Consider the following 13,593-nt stretch of genomic DNA (forward strand, 5'->3'; position numbering starts at 1 on the left):
CACCGTGGTAGCCCCCCACGCCCGTCTCGACGTGTCGTTGCCGATCCAGAGCACGGTGGCGGAGCTGCTTCCGCAACTGGTCCGGCTGCTGGCCACCAACGCCGACCGGGCCGGCGGGGTCGGCTGGGAACTGCGTCGCTTCGGCGGGCCACCGTTGGACGGCGCGGTCACCGTCAGCGGCGCCGGGGTGCGCGACGGCGAGGTGCTCTACCTGGGCACGGTCGACCGACGGGCCACCCCGATGCTCTTCGACGACGTGGTGGACGCCATCGCGAGCGCCGCCGCGGACCGGCCCGGAGTGTGGCGGGCAGCGGCGTCCCGGAAGGTCGGCGGCGCGGTCGCCGCGCTGGCCTTCACCGCGGTCGCCGTCGCGATCGGCTTCAGCGGGCTCGCCGCGTCGACCGTCGCGCTGCTGGGCGGCATCCTGGCCCTGGTGCTGCTGCTTGCCAGCGGAGCGCTGTCGCGGGCGTTCGGCGAGCGGGGCATAGGCGCGGCGGTGGCCGCTGGTGGCGTACCGGCGGCGATGATCGGCGGGCTGGCGGCGATCGGTGGTCCGGGCGCGGCGATGGAGCTGACCGCGAGCCGGCTGGCGCTGGCCGGCGCGGCGGCCACTCTCTACACGGCGGTGGCCGCGGTGGTGGTGGCGGAGCAGCGGTTCGCCGCCGCCGCGGTGGCTGCCGCGGTGGGTAGTCTCGGCGCGCTCGCCGACCTGCTCACCGCCTCCCCGCCCGCCTCGGTCGCGGCGGTCACCTGTTGCGTGGCCGTGGTGGCCAGTCCGGCGCTGCCGATGCTCGCGCTTCGGCTCGGCCGGCTGCCGCTGCCTGGTGTGCCGACCGACATGGAGGCGTTCCGCGGGGACGAGCGGCCCACGCTCGGACCCGAGGTGGTCGCGGACACCGAGGCCGCCGAACGGATCCTGACCGGTCTGCTCTGCGGCTTGGCGGTCATCGTGGCCGGTTGCGCCGGGATACTCCTGTGGAGCGGTGGCCGCTGGGCGTGGGCGCTGGCCGGTCTGGCCGGCGTGGGGCTGCTGCTCCGCGCCCGAGCCTACGTCGGCGTCGGCCAGCGGGCCGCCCTGTTGCTGGCCGGTGCGGCGTCGGTGCTCGGCCTGACGGCTCGGGCGAGCCTGGCCGGCGGGCCCGGAACGCGGTTGCTCCTCGCCGGGCTGCTCCTGGTGACCGGAGTGGTCTGCGGGACGTACGCGGTCCGCGCCGCCGCCAAGACACCGTCGCCGTACTGGGGCCGGCTGCTCGACGTGGTCGAGTTCCTGGCGCTGCTCAGCCTGGTGCCGGTGGCGGGCGCGGTGCTCGACATCTACGGCGCGGCACGCGCATGGGGCGGTTAACCCACTGGCAGGCCAGCCAGCGGCAGCGTGGCCCAGGCCGCCTCGGCATGCGCCCCGTCCAGTGGGACCAGGTCCCGGTCGAATCCGGCGGTGGCCTTCCCGACCGCCTCGGCGACCGCCTCCCGGGACGGTCCGGCGGGCACCCCGAGCCGGATCAGCGCCGCGCAGCGGGTGCCGCCGCCCCGCTGCCGGTCCCACCGTACCGACACCGCACTGACCAGCGCCGGTGCGACGGCGTGCCGGCCAAGCAGCGTGGCCACCTCGGTCAGGCTCCGGGCGGCTCGGCGTGGCCGGAAGCAGACCTGGTGCAGCATGCCCAGCGACCAGTAGTGCCAGGTCTCGGTGCCCGGATCGTCCGCCCGTCGCGGATCGACGCCGAGCACGGCGGCCCAGGCGTCGCGCAGCTGACCGCCGTCGAGCGCGGTGACCTGATGCCCGGCGGCCCGCAGCTCGGCGGCGAGCCGCAGCGCGGCGGTGCCCGCGGCACGTACCGCACCGATCTGGCCGCCGCCGCGGGCCCGTACCGCCCGGGTGGCCATCTCGGGGTCGAGCCGGACGGCGATCCAGCGCGCCGCGTTGCCGGTGCCGGGCGAGGTCCAGTCGACGAGCTGCGCGCCGGCCAGCGGCAGATCGGGGTCGTCGTAGCGGGACAGCAGCCGGCGCAGCAGGTCGTCGAGGTCACTGCCGGGTTCGACGCGCAGCAGCGCGCTCCACGAACTGCCGTCGCCGGCCAGCCCGATCCGGTTACCCACCCGGTCCGCGTCGGTCCGGGTCCGCAGGTCGGGCAGGGCCGGCAGGGCGTGCCCGCCGCGGCGCCGGAAGCGGTGCCGGACCACCACCCAGTCGGACAGCCACCGACCGCGCCAGCGCACCCCGGTGGCGAGCACCACGCCCGCCGCCACCCCGGTGAGCGTGCCGCCGACCGCACCGGAGGGCGCGCCGCCGGCGACCGCACCCAGGACCGCGGCCTGCCAGAGCACCAGCCGGCCGACGCCGAGCCCGCGCAGTGCGCGCGGTCCCACCGGTGGTACGGGCATCGGGGGCGCACCCCGGTGCCGTGCGGAATCGAGGGGCGGTGCGGTGGCCGGTGCGGCTGGCGGCATGGCTCGGCTCCTTGGGCTCGATCTCGTCGGCGATCCGTACCTTGTATCCGTAGTTCTAGTGCACCGGGCGTGCACCGCACCATGGCGGGGACGAACTGATGTGGACACAGCGGGACCAACTGCAGGCGTACCAGTTCCTTCGCCGCCGGCTCGTTTCGGCGCTGCAGGTCGGCGACGCCAACCACCCGGTGTCGCCGAGTCGCCGTCTGGTCATCGGGTGTGCGCTCGGCGCGGCGGTCGCCCTGCTGGTGACCGCCGGCTTCGGTGTGTACGGCTTCCTGCGGCCCGGAGCGAACACCGACTGGCGCAAGCCCGGCCAGGTGGTGATCGACAAGGACACGGGAGCGGCGTACGTGATGGGCGCCGACGGGTTGCTGCACCCGATGCTCAACTACGCCTCCGCGCGGCTGCTCGCGGGTGGTGACGGCACCGCCACCAGCCGGGTGTCGAGCAAGTCGCTGGCGCGTGCGCCGCGCGGCGTCCCGCTCGGGATACCCGGCGCGCCGCCGGCGTTGCCGAGCCGGGATCGGCTGGTGACCGGGCCGTTCACCGTCTGCGCGCAGACGGCCGACGGTCGGCCGGCGGGCACCGCGCCGGTCACCACGGCGCTCGCCGGGGTGCCGCCGGTGGGCGTCGAGGTGGACGCGGCGACCGCGTTGCTGGTCGCCGGGCCGGACGGCACCGAGCACGCGTTGGTGGCCGGGCGCCGGCACCGGATCATCAACTCGGCCACGGCGGTGGCCCTCGGCTACGACGCGGTACGCCCGCTGCCGGTCAGCGCGGCCTGGCTGAACGCGGTGATCGCGGGCCCGGACCTGCGACTGATCACGGTGGCCGGGGTGGGCGCGGCCGGACCTCGGGTCGGCGACCGGAGCACCCGGGTCGGTCAGGTGCTCGCCGCCACGACCGTCGGGGCCGAGCCCCGCTACTACCTGGTCCACGCGGACGGGCTGCTGCCGATCGGGCAGACCGAGGCGGCGCTGGTGCTCGGCAACCCGGCCAACCGGGCGGCCTACCCGGGCGGCGCGGCGCGCGAGATCCCGGTGACGCCGGCCGACGTGGCGCAGTCGCGGCCGGTGGCCGGTAAGGCCGCCGACTACCCGGCCCGACTCGCCCCGCCGGCCGAGGTGCCCCAGGAAGGGGCCGCGTTGTGTGCGACGGTGGACGGCGATCGGGCGGTGGTCAGGCTGGGTGCCGGCACCGGTGTGCCGGCCGGCGCGCAGCCGCTGGCGGCCGGAGGTGGCACGCGAGCCGACACGGTGTTCGTACCGGCCGGCCGGGCCGCGGTGGTGCGCGAGCGACCGACACCGCAGGCCGCCCTCGGCACCGTCTTCCTCCTCACCGACCAGGGCGTGCGGTATCCGGTGCCGGACGGGGACGCGCTCAGGGCGCTCGGGTACGGGACGGTTCGGCCCACGCCGGTGCTGCCGACCGTGTTGGCGCTGTTCCCCGCCGGCCCGGTGCTGGATCCGGCCGCCGCCCGACGGCCGGCCCCGCCGGGCGTCGCCACCCCGGCCACCGGCGCGGGGGAGCCCCGGTGACCGGCGTGCCGACGATCGAGGTGTCGGTGGTGGAGGACCACCCCCTCTACCGGGCCGCGCTGGTCCGGGCGCTCGGGGACGCACCGGATGTCCAGGTCAGGGTTACCGCCAAGTCGGTGGAGGAGTTCGCGGCGTACCGGCAGCCCGGCGGTGGAGTGGCGATCCTCGACCTGCGGCTGCCGGGGGTGCGCGACGCGGCGGCGGTGGTCGCGGTCACCGGGATGGGCCACCGGGTGCTGGTGGTGTCCGCGCACGGCGACCAGTCCGACGTGCTCGGGGCGATCGCCGCCGGGGCCCGCGGCTACCTGACCAAGGACGCCGACGCCGACGAGATCCTCCGGGCCGTACGGGAGATCGCCGCCGGCAACACCTACGTGTCGCCGACCCTGGCCTCGATCCTGCTGGACTCGTCGCGGGGACGGCAGCCGCTGTACCGGGTGCCGTTGTCCGACCGGGAACGTCAGGTGCTGTCGCTGCTGGCAGCCGGCGAGCGGGACCAGGACATCGCGGAGGCGTTGGCGATCAGCGTCCGTACCGTCCGGTCCCACCTCGACCGGATCCGGGAGAAGACGGGGCGTCGTCGGCGGCCGGAGCTGACCCGGCTGGCGATCGAGGAGGGCATCGCCGCACCCGCACAGGACCGCTGACGGCAGGGCCGCTGCGGCTGCTGCTGTCGCGGGTGGGCGGCCGGGCGGCAGCCGCGGTGCGATCTTCGGCCCACGGACCGTCCGATGATCCACCGCGGCTGCTCACCCATCTCACCGTCCGGCGGGACGATTCCCACGTCCGCCGGACGGCACCCGCCTGCCGATGTCAGGCACTCCTGTCGGCGCTGCGGTAGCGCTCGACCTCCGACCACACCGACGACATGCCGGCGAGACAGCGGTCGAACACCTGGGCGTGATCCCGGTAGGCGGCGCGGTTCGGCCCCGGGTGCACGCACAGGTCGTCCTCGTCGTTGACGGTCCACGGCGGGACGTCGTGGCCGAGGGCGCCGGGCAGCAGGGAGGCGACGCCGCGGGCACCGAGTTCGCTGGTGAGCTGCCGCCGGACCGGGCGGCCGAGCACGTCGGCGAAGATCTGGGCCCACACCGTCGACCGCGCGCCGCCACCGGCCAGCCGCCAGGGCCGGTCACCGACGTCCGCGCCGCTGGCCAGCACCCGGTCGAGCTGCACCCGGTGGTACTGCGCGACGCCCTCGATGACCGCCCGGGTGAGGTGGCCCCGGCGGTGGTTGCTGGAGATGCCGAGGAAGGTGCCGGACGCGGACGGATGCTCGGGCGAGCCGTTGACGAAGGGCAGGAACAGCAGGCCGTCGGCGCCCGGCGGCACCGCGGCGGCCTCCTCCAGCAGCTCCGCCGCGGCGACGCCGCCGGTCTGCTGGTGGGGCACCCCGGCGCAGGCGAGCCAGTCGAGGTTGGCCGCCGACGTGGGGGCCACCTCCATGGCCAGCATCGTGGCCGGATCGGGCATGAACGCGCTGAGCGTGACCTCCGGGGCGGGGGTGCGCGCGGGCACCACCACCCCGTTGATCGCCCAGGTGCCGACGATGATCGTCCCGTCCCCGAGGTCCCGTCCCCCCGCGCCGAGTGTGGCGGCCACGCAGTCCATGCACCCGGCGATGACCGGCAGGCCCTCGGGCAGTCCCGTGCGGGCCGCGGCCGCCGCGCTCAGACCGGCGACCACCTCGTCGGACCTGCGCAGCGGCGGGAACCGGTCCAGGTCGGCGGCGGGCAGGCCGACCAGTTCGAGCGCCGTGGGCGTGTACGCGCGGGTGTCGAGCCCGACCATGCCGAACGCGCTGGCGTCGCTGTAGTCGGCGCTGGCCACGCCGGTGAGCTGCGCGGTGACCCAGTCTTTGCAGGACAGCACCCACCGGGTGGCGGCGTACGTCGCTGGTTCGGCGTCCCGCAGCCAGCGCAGCAGGACGGCGGGCTGGGCGGCCCACGGGATCGAGCCGGTCTCCCGGGCCAGCCGGCGGGCCCCCTCCGGCGGGATCGCCTGGACGATGTGCTGCGCCCGGCTGTCCGACGAGGCGATGGCCGGCCCGATCGGCCGCAGGGACCCGTCGACCGGGTAGATGCCGTTGCCGTGTGCGGCCACGCCGATGCCCGCCGGGGCGTACCCCTCGGCGGCCAGCTTGCCGCCGACCTCCGCCAGCAGCGACAGCACCGTGTCGGCGAGGGCGGTCATGTCGACGTCGTGACGGTGGGCGGTGACGCTGGTGCGCGGGGTGCGGGCGTGCGCCACGGCCAGTTCGTTGCCGACGACGTCGAAGGCGGCCACCTTGGTGGCGGTCAGGCCGACGTCGACCCCGAGATAGCAGGTGTGGGGAATCGTCACGACGTCCTCCTGTCGCTCGTTCCGGTCGCCGGCGCGAGGTTCAGCCCGCGCGGGCGGAAGCGCCGCAGCTCCGCCCGGTAGGCGGCCACCTCGGCGTCGGCCCGTCCGGTGTCCCAGCCGAGATGCCGTACGGCGACGTCCGCGCAGGTCACGGCCGTCGACACCGCCATGTCCGGGCCGAGGCCGATCAGCGTACGGCGCAGCAGCACGTCAGCCAAGGTCACGGCCCGCTCCTCGCGGAAGGCCATGACCACCTCGGCGGCGACCGCCCCGGTCCGCTCGTCGATGACGTCGGCCAGTGCCGGGTCGGCTACCGCGAGTTCGAGCACCCGGCGGGCGCGGACGCCGTAGATGTCCAGCAGCCGGGCGGACTGCGCCGGGGTGAACGGTGTGGCCGAGCGCGCGAAGTCCGCGCGGAAGGCGTACCAGTCCGGGGTGTCGGCGCCGGGCAGCGGCCGGGTACGGGTGGTGCACCGTTGCCGCGGCCGGCCGAGCACCTTCAGTGCCGCGTCGGTGGCGTCCTCGGCGAGGGCGCGGTGGGTGGTCAGCTTGCCGCCGATGATCGTGAGCAGCCCCTCGTACGCGGGCGCGTGGTTGAGCACCGTGTGCCCACGACTGATCTTGGCGTTGTCCGACACGCCGGCCGTGTACGGCAGCGGGCGGATTCCGGCGACGCTGTACAGCACGTCGTCCGGGGTGAGACCGGCCTGGGGGAACAACCGGTTGGCCTCGGTGAGCAGGTAGTCGATCTCGGCGTCGCTGGCGACGACCTCGTCCAGGTCCCCGTCGTACGTGAGGTCGGTGCTGCCGAGGACGTAGCGACCCTCCCACGGGAAGATGAAGATCGGTCGCTGGTCCGCGGCGGCCTCGAAGAAGATGCAGGTGTCCGGGGCGCCCGGGAACGGGTCGATGATGACGTGGCTGCCCTTGGTGCCGCCGTTGAGGCGCCCGCTGTCGACCTGGCCGTCGAGGATCCGGTCGATCCACGGTCCGGCCGCGTTGATCGTGAGGCGGCCGCGGATCTCCCCCTCGTGCCCCGACTGGTTGTCCCGGGTCCGGACCCCGTGCACCCGCCCGTCCGTCACGAGCAGACCGGTCACCGTGGTGTAGGTCAGCACCCGCGCGCCCAGCTGCTCGGCGTCGACCAGCAGCTCGACGCAGAGGCGCTCGGCCCACGGCACCTGGGCGTCGTTGAAGAGCACCCCGCCGCGCAGGCCCTTGCGGGTGAGGTGGGGCCAGCGTCGGCCGATCGCCTGGGTGGACATGCCCCGGCTGCGTCCGCGCCCGCGGCCCGCGGCCAGGACGTCGAACGCGGCCAGGCCGAGGCGGATCAGGGGTCCCGGCCGGCTGTCTCCGGCGTAGAACGGAATGAGCATGGGGTAGTCGTGGACCAGGTGCGGCGCGGTGCGGAACAGCAGGTGCCGTTCCCGGATCGATTCGTGCACCAGGGCGAAGTCGTAGCGCTCGAGGTACTTCAGGCCGCCGTGGATGAGCCGGCTGGAGGTGGCGGTGGTGCCGGCGCCGACGTCCCCCCGGTCGACCACGACGACGCTGAGGCCCCGACTCGCGGCGTCTCGGGCGATGGCGAGGCCGTTGATGCCGGCGCCGATGATCACGAGGTCGACGATGTCGTCGGCGCCGGTCTGTGGGTGTGACATGAGGAGCTCCCGGAGATGAGGGGTGCGGGCCCGGGTGGGAGACCCGCACCCCTGGCGAAGATCAGGACGCGGAAGAGGCCGACCGCTCCCGGAAGAGCTCGTAGGCGTCCTCGGGCTTGACGTCGTCGTGCACCACGGCGCGGACCGCGGCCAGCATCGCGGCCGGGTACTCGCTCTGGAAGATGTTGCGACCCATGTCGACGCCCGCGGCGCCCTCCTGCATCGCCCGGTACGCCATGGTCAGCGCGTCGAGCTCGGGCAGCTTCTTGCCGCCGGCCACGATGATCGGCACCGGGCAGGCCGCGGTCACCGTCTCGAAGCCCTCGTTGACGTAGTACGTCTTGACGATGTGGGCGCCCATCTCCGCGCTGATCCGGGTGGCGAGGCGGAAGTAGCGCGCGTCGCGGACCATGTCCTTGCCCACGGCGGTCACGCCCAGCACCGCGATGCCGTGCCGCTGCCCGGCGTCCACCAGGGCGGCGAGGTTCGCCACCGACCGGGACTCGTGCTCGCCGCCGATGAACACCTGGATCGCCAGCGCCGCGGCGTTGAGCCGGACCGCGTCCTCGATGTCCAGGGCGATGTGCTCGTCCGAGAGGTCCCGCAGCACGCTGGGCCCGCCGCTGGCCCGCAGCACGATGCCGGCGTTGCTGTGCGACGGGATGCTGGTGCGCAGGGCGCCGCGGGTCATCATGATCGCGTCGGCGTCCGGCACGAGCGGGGCGATGTTGGTGTCGAGCCGCTCCAGGCCGGCCATCGGCCCGAGGAAGTAGCCGTGGTCGAAGGCCAGCATCACCGTACGGCCGTTGTCGGGTCGGAAGATCCGGGACAGCCGGTTCTGCAGGCCCCAGTCCTGGGCGTGGGCTCCCTTGACGTGGAAGCCGGTGGCGGTGGAGGCGGCCCCGCCGAAGTCGCGGGCGTCGAGCAGACCGTCGGTGTCAGCCATTGGTGTTCTCTCCTGTGCTAGTTCCAGCGGTGGTCGCGGCCGCGGGTTGCAGCCGTCGACGGGTTCGGGTGGTCCCGCCGGCGTTGCGGAGCGCTCCGCCACCGGCGAGGAAGAGGACGAACAGCACGAGGCCGCCCTTGAGCAGGTTCTGCGCGGCCGTGCTCCAGCCCACGAGGTTGACGAGACCGTCGAGCAGGATGAAGAAGAGCGCGCTGCCCCAGATGCCGACCGGCACGGCACGGCCGCCCGAGATGAGCGTGCCGCCGATGACGACGACGGCGACCGAGTCGAGCAGGTAGCGGGTGCCCAGGTCGGGCGACGGCGCGATGTAGGCGGCGAGCAGCGCGCCCGCCAGTCCGGCGAGGGCGCCACTGGCCAGGTAGGTGGTGCCGATGATCCGGGTCACGGGGATGCCGGCCCGTTCCGCGGCCGGTCGGCTCTGCCCGACGGCGAGCAGCGAGCGACCGTACGTCGTGCGCCGGAGCAGGACCACGACCAGCGCGGTCAGCGCGGCCACCGCGACGGCGAGCACGGGTACGCCGGCCGGGCGCAGGTTGAGCAGCTTGCGCAGCCCTTCGTCGGGCACCGCGGTGAAGCCGTCGGCCAGCGACAGCGTCAGCGACGAGGCGATCAGCCCGGCGGCCAGGGTGGCGATGATCGGCGGGACGGACAGCCCGAGGATCGCCACCACGCTGATCACCGCGACGGCCAGCCCGGTTCCGATGCCGGCCAGGATGCCGACCGGCACCGAACCGGTCGACGCGGTCACCTGGACCGCGACGAAGCCGGCGAGGGAGATGATGGGCGCCACCGACACGTCGATGTTGCCGGGCCCGGCGGTGATCACCAGCATCTGGCCCAGGCCGACGATGACCAGGTACGGGGCCAGGGACAGCGCGAGCGAGACGGTCTGCCCACCGCCCTGACTGGAGATGGCCAGGATGGTGACCCAGACCAGCGTGGCGGCGACGAAGCCCCAGATCCAGGGGCGGGCGAGCGTACGGAGGGTCATCGGAGCACCTTTCCGACCACGACGCGGCCGGCGAGCACGGCCAGCACGATCACGCCCTGCACGGCCGACTGCATGTTCGACGGCACGTCGAGGAGGCTGAGGACGACACTGACCAGGCCGAGGGTGATGCCGCCGATGGCGACGCCCCACGGCACGGCGGTGCCGCCGGCGAAGGAGCCGCCGCCGAGGATCACCGCGGCGACCGTGATCAGCGTGTAGCTGGTGGCGGACGAGACGTCGCCGCCGCCGGTCTGCGAGGCGAGCAGCAGTCCGGAGAGCACGCCGAGCGCCCCCGCCACGGCGTACGCGACGACCCGTGCGGTCAGCGGTCGCAGGCCGGCCCGTTGCAGCGCGACCGGGTTGCTGCCCAGCGCGCGGACCCGCACCCCGACGGAGCTGCGGGACGACAGCAGCCAGACCAGCGCCGCGACGACGAGGATCGGCAGCAGCGGGGCGGGGAAACCGCCGGGCTGCCAGGAGCCGAAGGTCGCCAGCCACTCCGGGGTGCTGCCGCCCGGCGTGGGCAGGACGAACAGTCCCAGACCCAGCCAGACGAACGAGGCGCCGAGGGTGGCGATCAGCGACGGCACCCGGCGCAGGTGGATCAGTGCGCCGAGCACCGCGTACGCCGCCACGAGGCCGAGCAGCATCAGCGCGCCGGTGCCGGGGGAGTCGACCAGCTTCGTGGCGGTGATGACGGTGACCAGGCCGACGAAGTTGCCGATGCCGAGGTCGATGTCGCCCACGGACATGAGCACCATCTGGGCCTGGGCCGCGATGACCAGGGGCACGGCGGCCGAGAGCACGAGGGTGAGACCGGGGACGGTCAGCACGTCGGACTGCAGCGACGCGCAGACCGCGATCATGGCCACCATGGCGACCGCGCTGACCATGGCGGGTCCGGTGCGGCGCAGCAGGGCCCGCGACGGCATCGCCGTCGCGACGAGGTTCGTCATCGCTGTGCTCCCGTGGACTCGGATTCGGCGAAGGAGACGGCGATGATCCGTTCCTCGGAGATTTCCGCGCCGGTCAGCTCGGCGACGACCCGGCCGGCCCGCAGCACGTAGACCCGGTCGCAGTGCGCCATCTCGGCGTTCTCGCTCGAGTACCAGACCACGCTGCGGCCGTCCGCCGCCTCCTGCCGGATGAGCGTGTAGAGGTCGGTCTTGGTGTGCACGTCGACCCCGCGGAACGGGTCGTCGAGCAGGACCAGGTCCGCCGTGGAGGCGAACGCCCGGGCCACGATCACCTTCTGCTGGTTGCCGCCGCTGAGCTCGGTCATGCCCGCGTCGGCGCCACCGCGGATGGCCAGCCGGTCCACCCAGTCGCGGACCGCGGCGTCCTCCGCGCCGGTGCGGCGTACGCCGTACCGGGCCAGGCCGCGCATGGCGGTGACGATGAGGTTCTCCGCCACGGACCACAGCGGCAGGACGCCGGAGCGCTGCCGGTCACCGGGCACGTAGGCGCGGGTGCCCTCGACCGTGGTGTCCCGCCGGACGGGGCGCCACAGCCGTTCGAGCACCTGCTGCTGACCCTGGCCGGCGAGCCCGGCCAGCCCGACGACCTCGCCCCGGCCCACCGTGATCGACACGTCGTGCAGGCCGTGGCCGGTGGCGCCGCGCAGTTCGGCGACGACCGGCCGCTCGCCGGCCACGCGAGCGGGGGCGGACGCGGCGGCGGGCTCGGCCACCTCCGCGCCCATCAGGGTGAGCACGTCCTGTTCGCTGAGGCCGGCCGCGGGGCGCTCCTCGACGACCGCGCCGTCGCGCATCACCGCGACGCGGTCGGCCACGGAGAGCACCTCACGGATGCGGTGCGAGATGAGCAGGACGGCCGTGCCCTGGGCGGTGATCCGGCGGACGTACGCGTAGAGCGACCGCGCGGCGTCCGGGCCGAGCGACTCGGTGGGCTCGTCCAGGATCAGCAGGTCGAGCCGGTCTACGAGGCTCGCCCGGGCGATCTCCACCATCTGCCGCTGGGCCAGCGACAGGTCCTCGACCCGGTCCCGCGGCGACACCCCGTGCCCCGGGAACATCTCGTCCAGCCGGCGGGCGACCGCGGTGCTGGCCGCCCGCCGCCAGCGCAGGCGGGGCAGGCAGTGCCGGGAGGAGACCCAGATGTTCTCCGCGACGGTGAGGTCGGGGCAGAGCGACGTTTCCTGGTAGGCCATCCGGACGGCACGGAACGGCTCGGAGCCCGGCGTGACTTCGCGCGGCGCCTCCTGCCCACCCACGGTGACCGTGCCCTCGTCGCACGCTTCGAGGCCGGCGAGGACGCGCATCAGCGTGCTCTTGCCGGCGCCGTTGTGACCGACGAGGCCGAGCACCTCACCGGCGCGGACGTCGAGGTCCACGCCAGTGAGGGCTCGGGTGCGCCCGTACGTCCTGGTCACCCGCCGTGCGGTGACGACCGGGGGCGCCGTGGTCGGCTTCCGGTCGCCCTGCGGCGGGGCCGCGTGCGACCCCACCGGCAGGTTGTCGACGTGCATGATGCGCTCCTTGAGTTGCTTTCGGTCAGCCGGCGGCCGTCGGGATCGGCGGCTGCACCGGGGCGCCGCCGCTCTTCACGGCCTCGACCTGCTTGCGGAAGAGCTCCTGGGTCCACGGCCAGGCGGCGTACTCGTCGGGCTTGAGCACGCCGGCCCACGCGGCGACGTCCTTCTGCTCCACCAGCACGATCGGGAAGGTCATCTCCTTCGGGATGTCCTTGCCGTCGAGCAGGTCGATCGCCTGCCACAGGGCGGCGACCGACTGGCCCGGGTCGGACATGACCGCGACCGAGCCGTTGTCGAGCTTGCTGTCCTGCCAGTACTTCAGTGCGCGACCGTTGGTCTCGAAGGTGACCGCCGGGACCGGCTTGCCGGCGCTGGTGAAGGCCTGGGCGACGCCGTAGCCGTCACCACAGCCGATGACCCCGTCGACCTGCGGCACGCTCGACAGCACACCGAGCACGGCCTTCTGCGCCTTGGCGCCGTCGCACATGCCGTTGACGGTCGCGGCGACCTTGATGTCCGGGTTCTTGGCCAGGATGTCCTGCGTGGTCTGGTACATCTCCGCCTCGGGCTGGGAGCCGACCACGCCCCGGCTGACGATGACCGTGCCCTTGCCGCCGATGCCCTTCACCAGCGGCTCGGCCGCGGCCGTCGCCCAGTCCTTGAAGCTGTTGAGCAGCACGTGGGCGCAGGGGGCGTCGATCGCCGAGTCGAAGACCACGACCTTGATGCCGGCGTCGCAGGCCTGCTGGATGACCGGCTTCAGCGCGGTCGGCGAGGCCGGGTCGATCAGCAGAGCGTCCGGCTTCTGCAACAGCAGGCTCTTGATCTGGGCGACCTGCTCGGTGGCCGAGTTCTCGCCGGGGGCGTTGACGACCTTGAACTTGCTGATCAGCCCGTCGCTCTGCGCCTTGGTGGCGGCGGCCTCGAACTTGGCGATCATGGTCTGCCGCCAGCCGTTGCCGATGAATCCGTTGCTCAGCGCGATGAACGGCTTGTCGCCGTCCTTGGCGCTGCCGCTGCTCGCGCCGGAACCGCAGGCGGTCGCGGTGACCGCGACGGTTGCGAGGAGCGCGGCCACGACGGCGCCGCGCCGTCGCCGGGACGAGGGGTGAGTACGCATGGTGGGGGCCTCCAGAGAGAGCGAAAACCCG

11 protein-coding genes are annotated in these 13,593 nt (G+C 74.1%); 3 read left to right on the forward strand and 8 right to left on the reverse strand.

Going from position 1 to position 13,593, the window contains the following annotated elements:
* Positions 1-4: 4 nt before the first annotated feature.
* Complete coding sequence (eccD, locus tag ACFY23_RS12185) at positions 5-1,345, forward strand: type VII secretion integral membrane protein EccD (RefSeq protein ID WP_350819184.1); 1,341 nt, start codon at positions 5-7, stop codon at positions 1,343-1,345.
* Here the strand turns inward: eccD and ACFY23_RS12190 are convergent.
* The gene (locus ACFY23_RS12190; RefSeq protein WP_350678810.1) at positions 1,342-2,382 is read right to left on the reverse strand and encodes a type VII secretion protein EccE; all 1,041 of its coding nucleotides are present in this window, start codon (positions 2,380-2,382) and stop codon (positions 1,342-1,344) included. The genes eccD and ACFY23_RS12190 overlap by 4 nt on opposite strands.
* Before the next feature lie 164 nt (positions 2,383-2,546).
* On the opposite strand from ACFY23_RS12190, the gene eccB reads away from it, so the two are divergent.
* Together eccB and ACFY23_RS12200 are read left to right on the forward strand one after the other, a co-directional pair.
* Complete coding sequence (gene eccB, locus ACFY23_RS12195) at positions 2,547-3,989, forward strand: type VII secretion protein EccB (RefSeq protein ID WP_350819152.1); 1,443 nt, start codon at positions 2,547-2,549, stop codon at positions 3,987-3,989.
* Entirely contained in the window at positions 3,986-4,636 is a 651-nt protein-coding gene (locus ACFY23_RS12200; RefSeq protein WP_350819153.1) for a response regulator transcription factor, read from the forward strand. The genes eccB and ACFY23_RS12200 overlap by 4 nt, the downstream gene beginning before the upstream one ends.
* Before the next feature lie 166 nt (positions 4,637-4,802).
* Here the strand turns inward: ACFY23_RS12200 and ACFY23_RS12205 are convergent, their stop codons facing one another.
* The 7 genes from ACFY23_RS12205 to ACFY23_RS12235 all read right to left on the reverse strand — a co-directional run bounded on the left by ACFY23_RS12205 (position 4,803) and on the right by ACFY23_RS12235 (position 13,562).
* A complete protein-coding gene (locus ACFY23_RS12205) occupies positions 4,803-6,332 on the reverse strand; it encodes an FGGY-family carbohydrate kinase (RefSeq protein ID WP_350679996.1) in 1,530 nt (509 codons plus the stop codon).
* Positions 6,329-7,990: a glycerol-3-phosphate dehydrogenase/oxidase gene (locus ACFY23_RS12210; RefSeq protein ID WP_350679994.1), complete on the reverse strand. Its 1,662-nt coding sequence runs from the start codon at positions 7,988-7,990 to the stop codon at positions 6,329-6,331. Before ACFY23_RS12210 ends, ACFY23_RS12205 begins: the two co-directional genes overlap by 4 nt.
* Positions 7,991-8,051: 61 nt before the next feature.
* The gene (lsrF, locus tag ACFY23_RS12215; RefSeq protein ID WP_350679992.1) at positions 8,052-8,936 is read right to left on the reverse strand and encodes a 3-hydroxy-5-phosphonooxypentane-2,4-dione thiolase; all 885 of its coding nucleotides are present in this window, start codon (positions 8,934-8,936) and stop codon (positions 8,052-8,054) included.
* Entirely contained in the window at positions 8,929-9,948 is a 1,020-nt protein-coding gene (locus ACFY23_RS12220; protein ID WP_350679990.1) for an ABC transporter permease, read from the reverse strand. The genes lsrF and ACFY23_RS12220 overlap by 8 nt, the downstream gene beginning before the upstream one ends.
* On the reverse strand, positions 9,945-10,904 hold the full coding sequence (locus tag ACFY23_RS12225; protein ID WP_350679988.1) for an ABC transporter permease: 960 nt from the start codon (positions 10,902-10,904) through the stop codon (positions 9,945-9,947). The genes ACFY23_RS12220 and ACFY23_RS12225 overlap by 4 nt, the downstream gene beginning before the upstream one ends.
* Positions 10,901-12,436 carry a sugar ABC transporter ATP-binding protein gene (locus ACFY23_RS12230; RefSeq protein WP_350679986.1) on the reverse strand — a complete coding sequence of 512 codons (1,536 nt, stop codon included), beginning with the start codon at positions 12,434-12,436 and terminating at the stop codon, positions 10,901-10,903. The genes ACFY23_RS12225 and ACFY23_RS12230 overlap by 4 nt, the downstream gene beginning before the upstream one ends.
* A 25-nt stretch (positions 12,437-12,461) precedes the next feature.
* Positions 12,462-13,562 carry an ABC transporter substrate-binding protein gene (locus ACFY23_RS12235; protein WP_350679984.1) on the reverse strand — a complete coding sequence of 367 codons (1,101 nt, stop codon included), beginning with the start codon at positions 13,560-13,562 and terminating at the stop codon, positions 12,462-12,464.
* Positions 13,563-13,593: the final 31 nt, after the last annotated feature.

The organism is Micromonospora sp. NPDC000121, assembly GCF_042899165.1.
Taxonomy (GTDB): Bacteria; Actinomycetota; Actinomycetes; order Mycobacteriales; family Micromonosporaceae; genus Micromonospora.

Coding starts and splice junctions, on each gene's coding strand:
- ACFY23_RS12190 (WP_350678810.1), bottom strand. CDS start 2,382: ATGCCCGTACCACCGGTGGGACCGCGCGCACTGCGCGGGCTCGGCGTC.
- eccB (WP_350819152.1), top strand. CDS start 2,547: ATGTGGACACAGCGGGACCAACTGCAGGCGTACCAGTTCCTTCGCCGC.
- ACFY23_RS12210 (WP_350679994.1), bottom strand. CDS start 7,990: ATGTCACACCCACAGACCGGCGCCGACGACATCGTCGACCTCGTGATC.
- lsrF (WP_350679992.1), bottom strand. CDS start 8,936: ATGGCTGACACCGACGGTCTGCTCGACGCCCGCGACTTCGGCGGGGCC.
- ACFY23_RS12220 (WP_350679990.1), bottom strand. CDS start 9,948: ATGACCCTCCGTACGCTCGCCCGCCCCTGGATCTGGGGCTTCGTCGCC.
- ACFY23_RS12225 (WP_350679988.1), bottom strand. CDS start 10,904: ATGACGAACCTCGTCGCGACGGCGATGCCGTCGCGGGCCCTGCTGCGC.
- ACFY23_RS12230 (WP_350679986.1), bottom strand. CDS start 12,436: ATGCACGTCGACAACCTGCCGGTGGGGTCGCACGCGGCCCCGCCGCAG.
- ACFY23_RS12235 (WP_350679984.1), bottom strand. CDS start 13,562: ATGCGTACTCACCCCTCGTCCCGGCGACGGCGCGGCGCCGTCGTGGCC.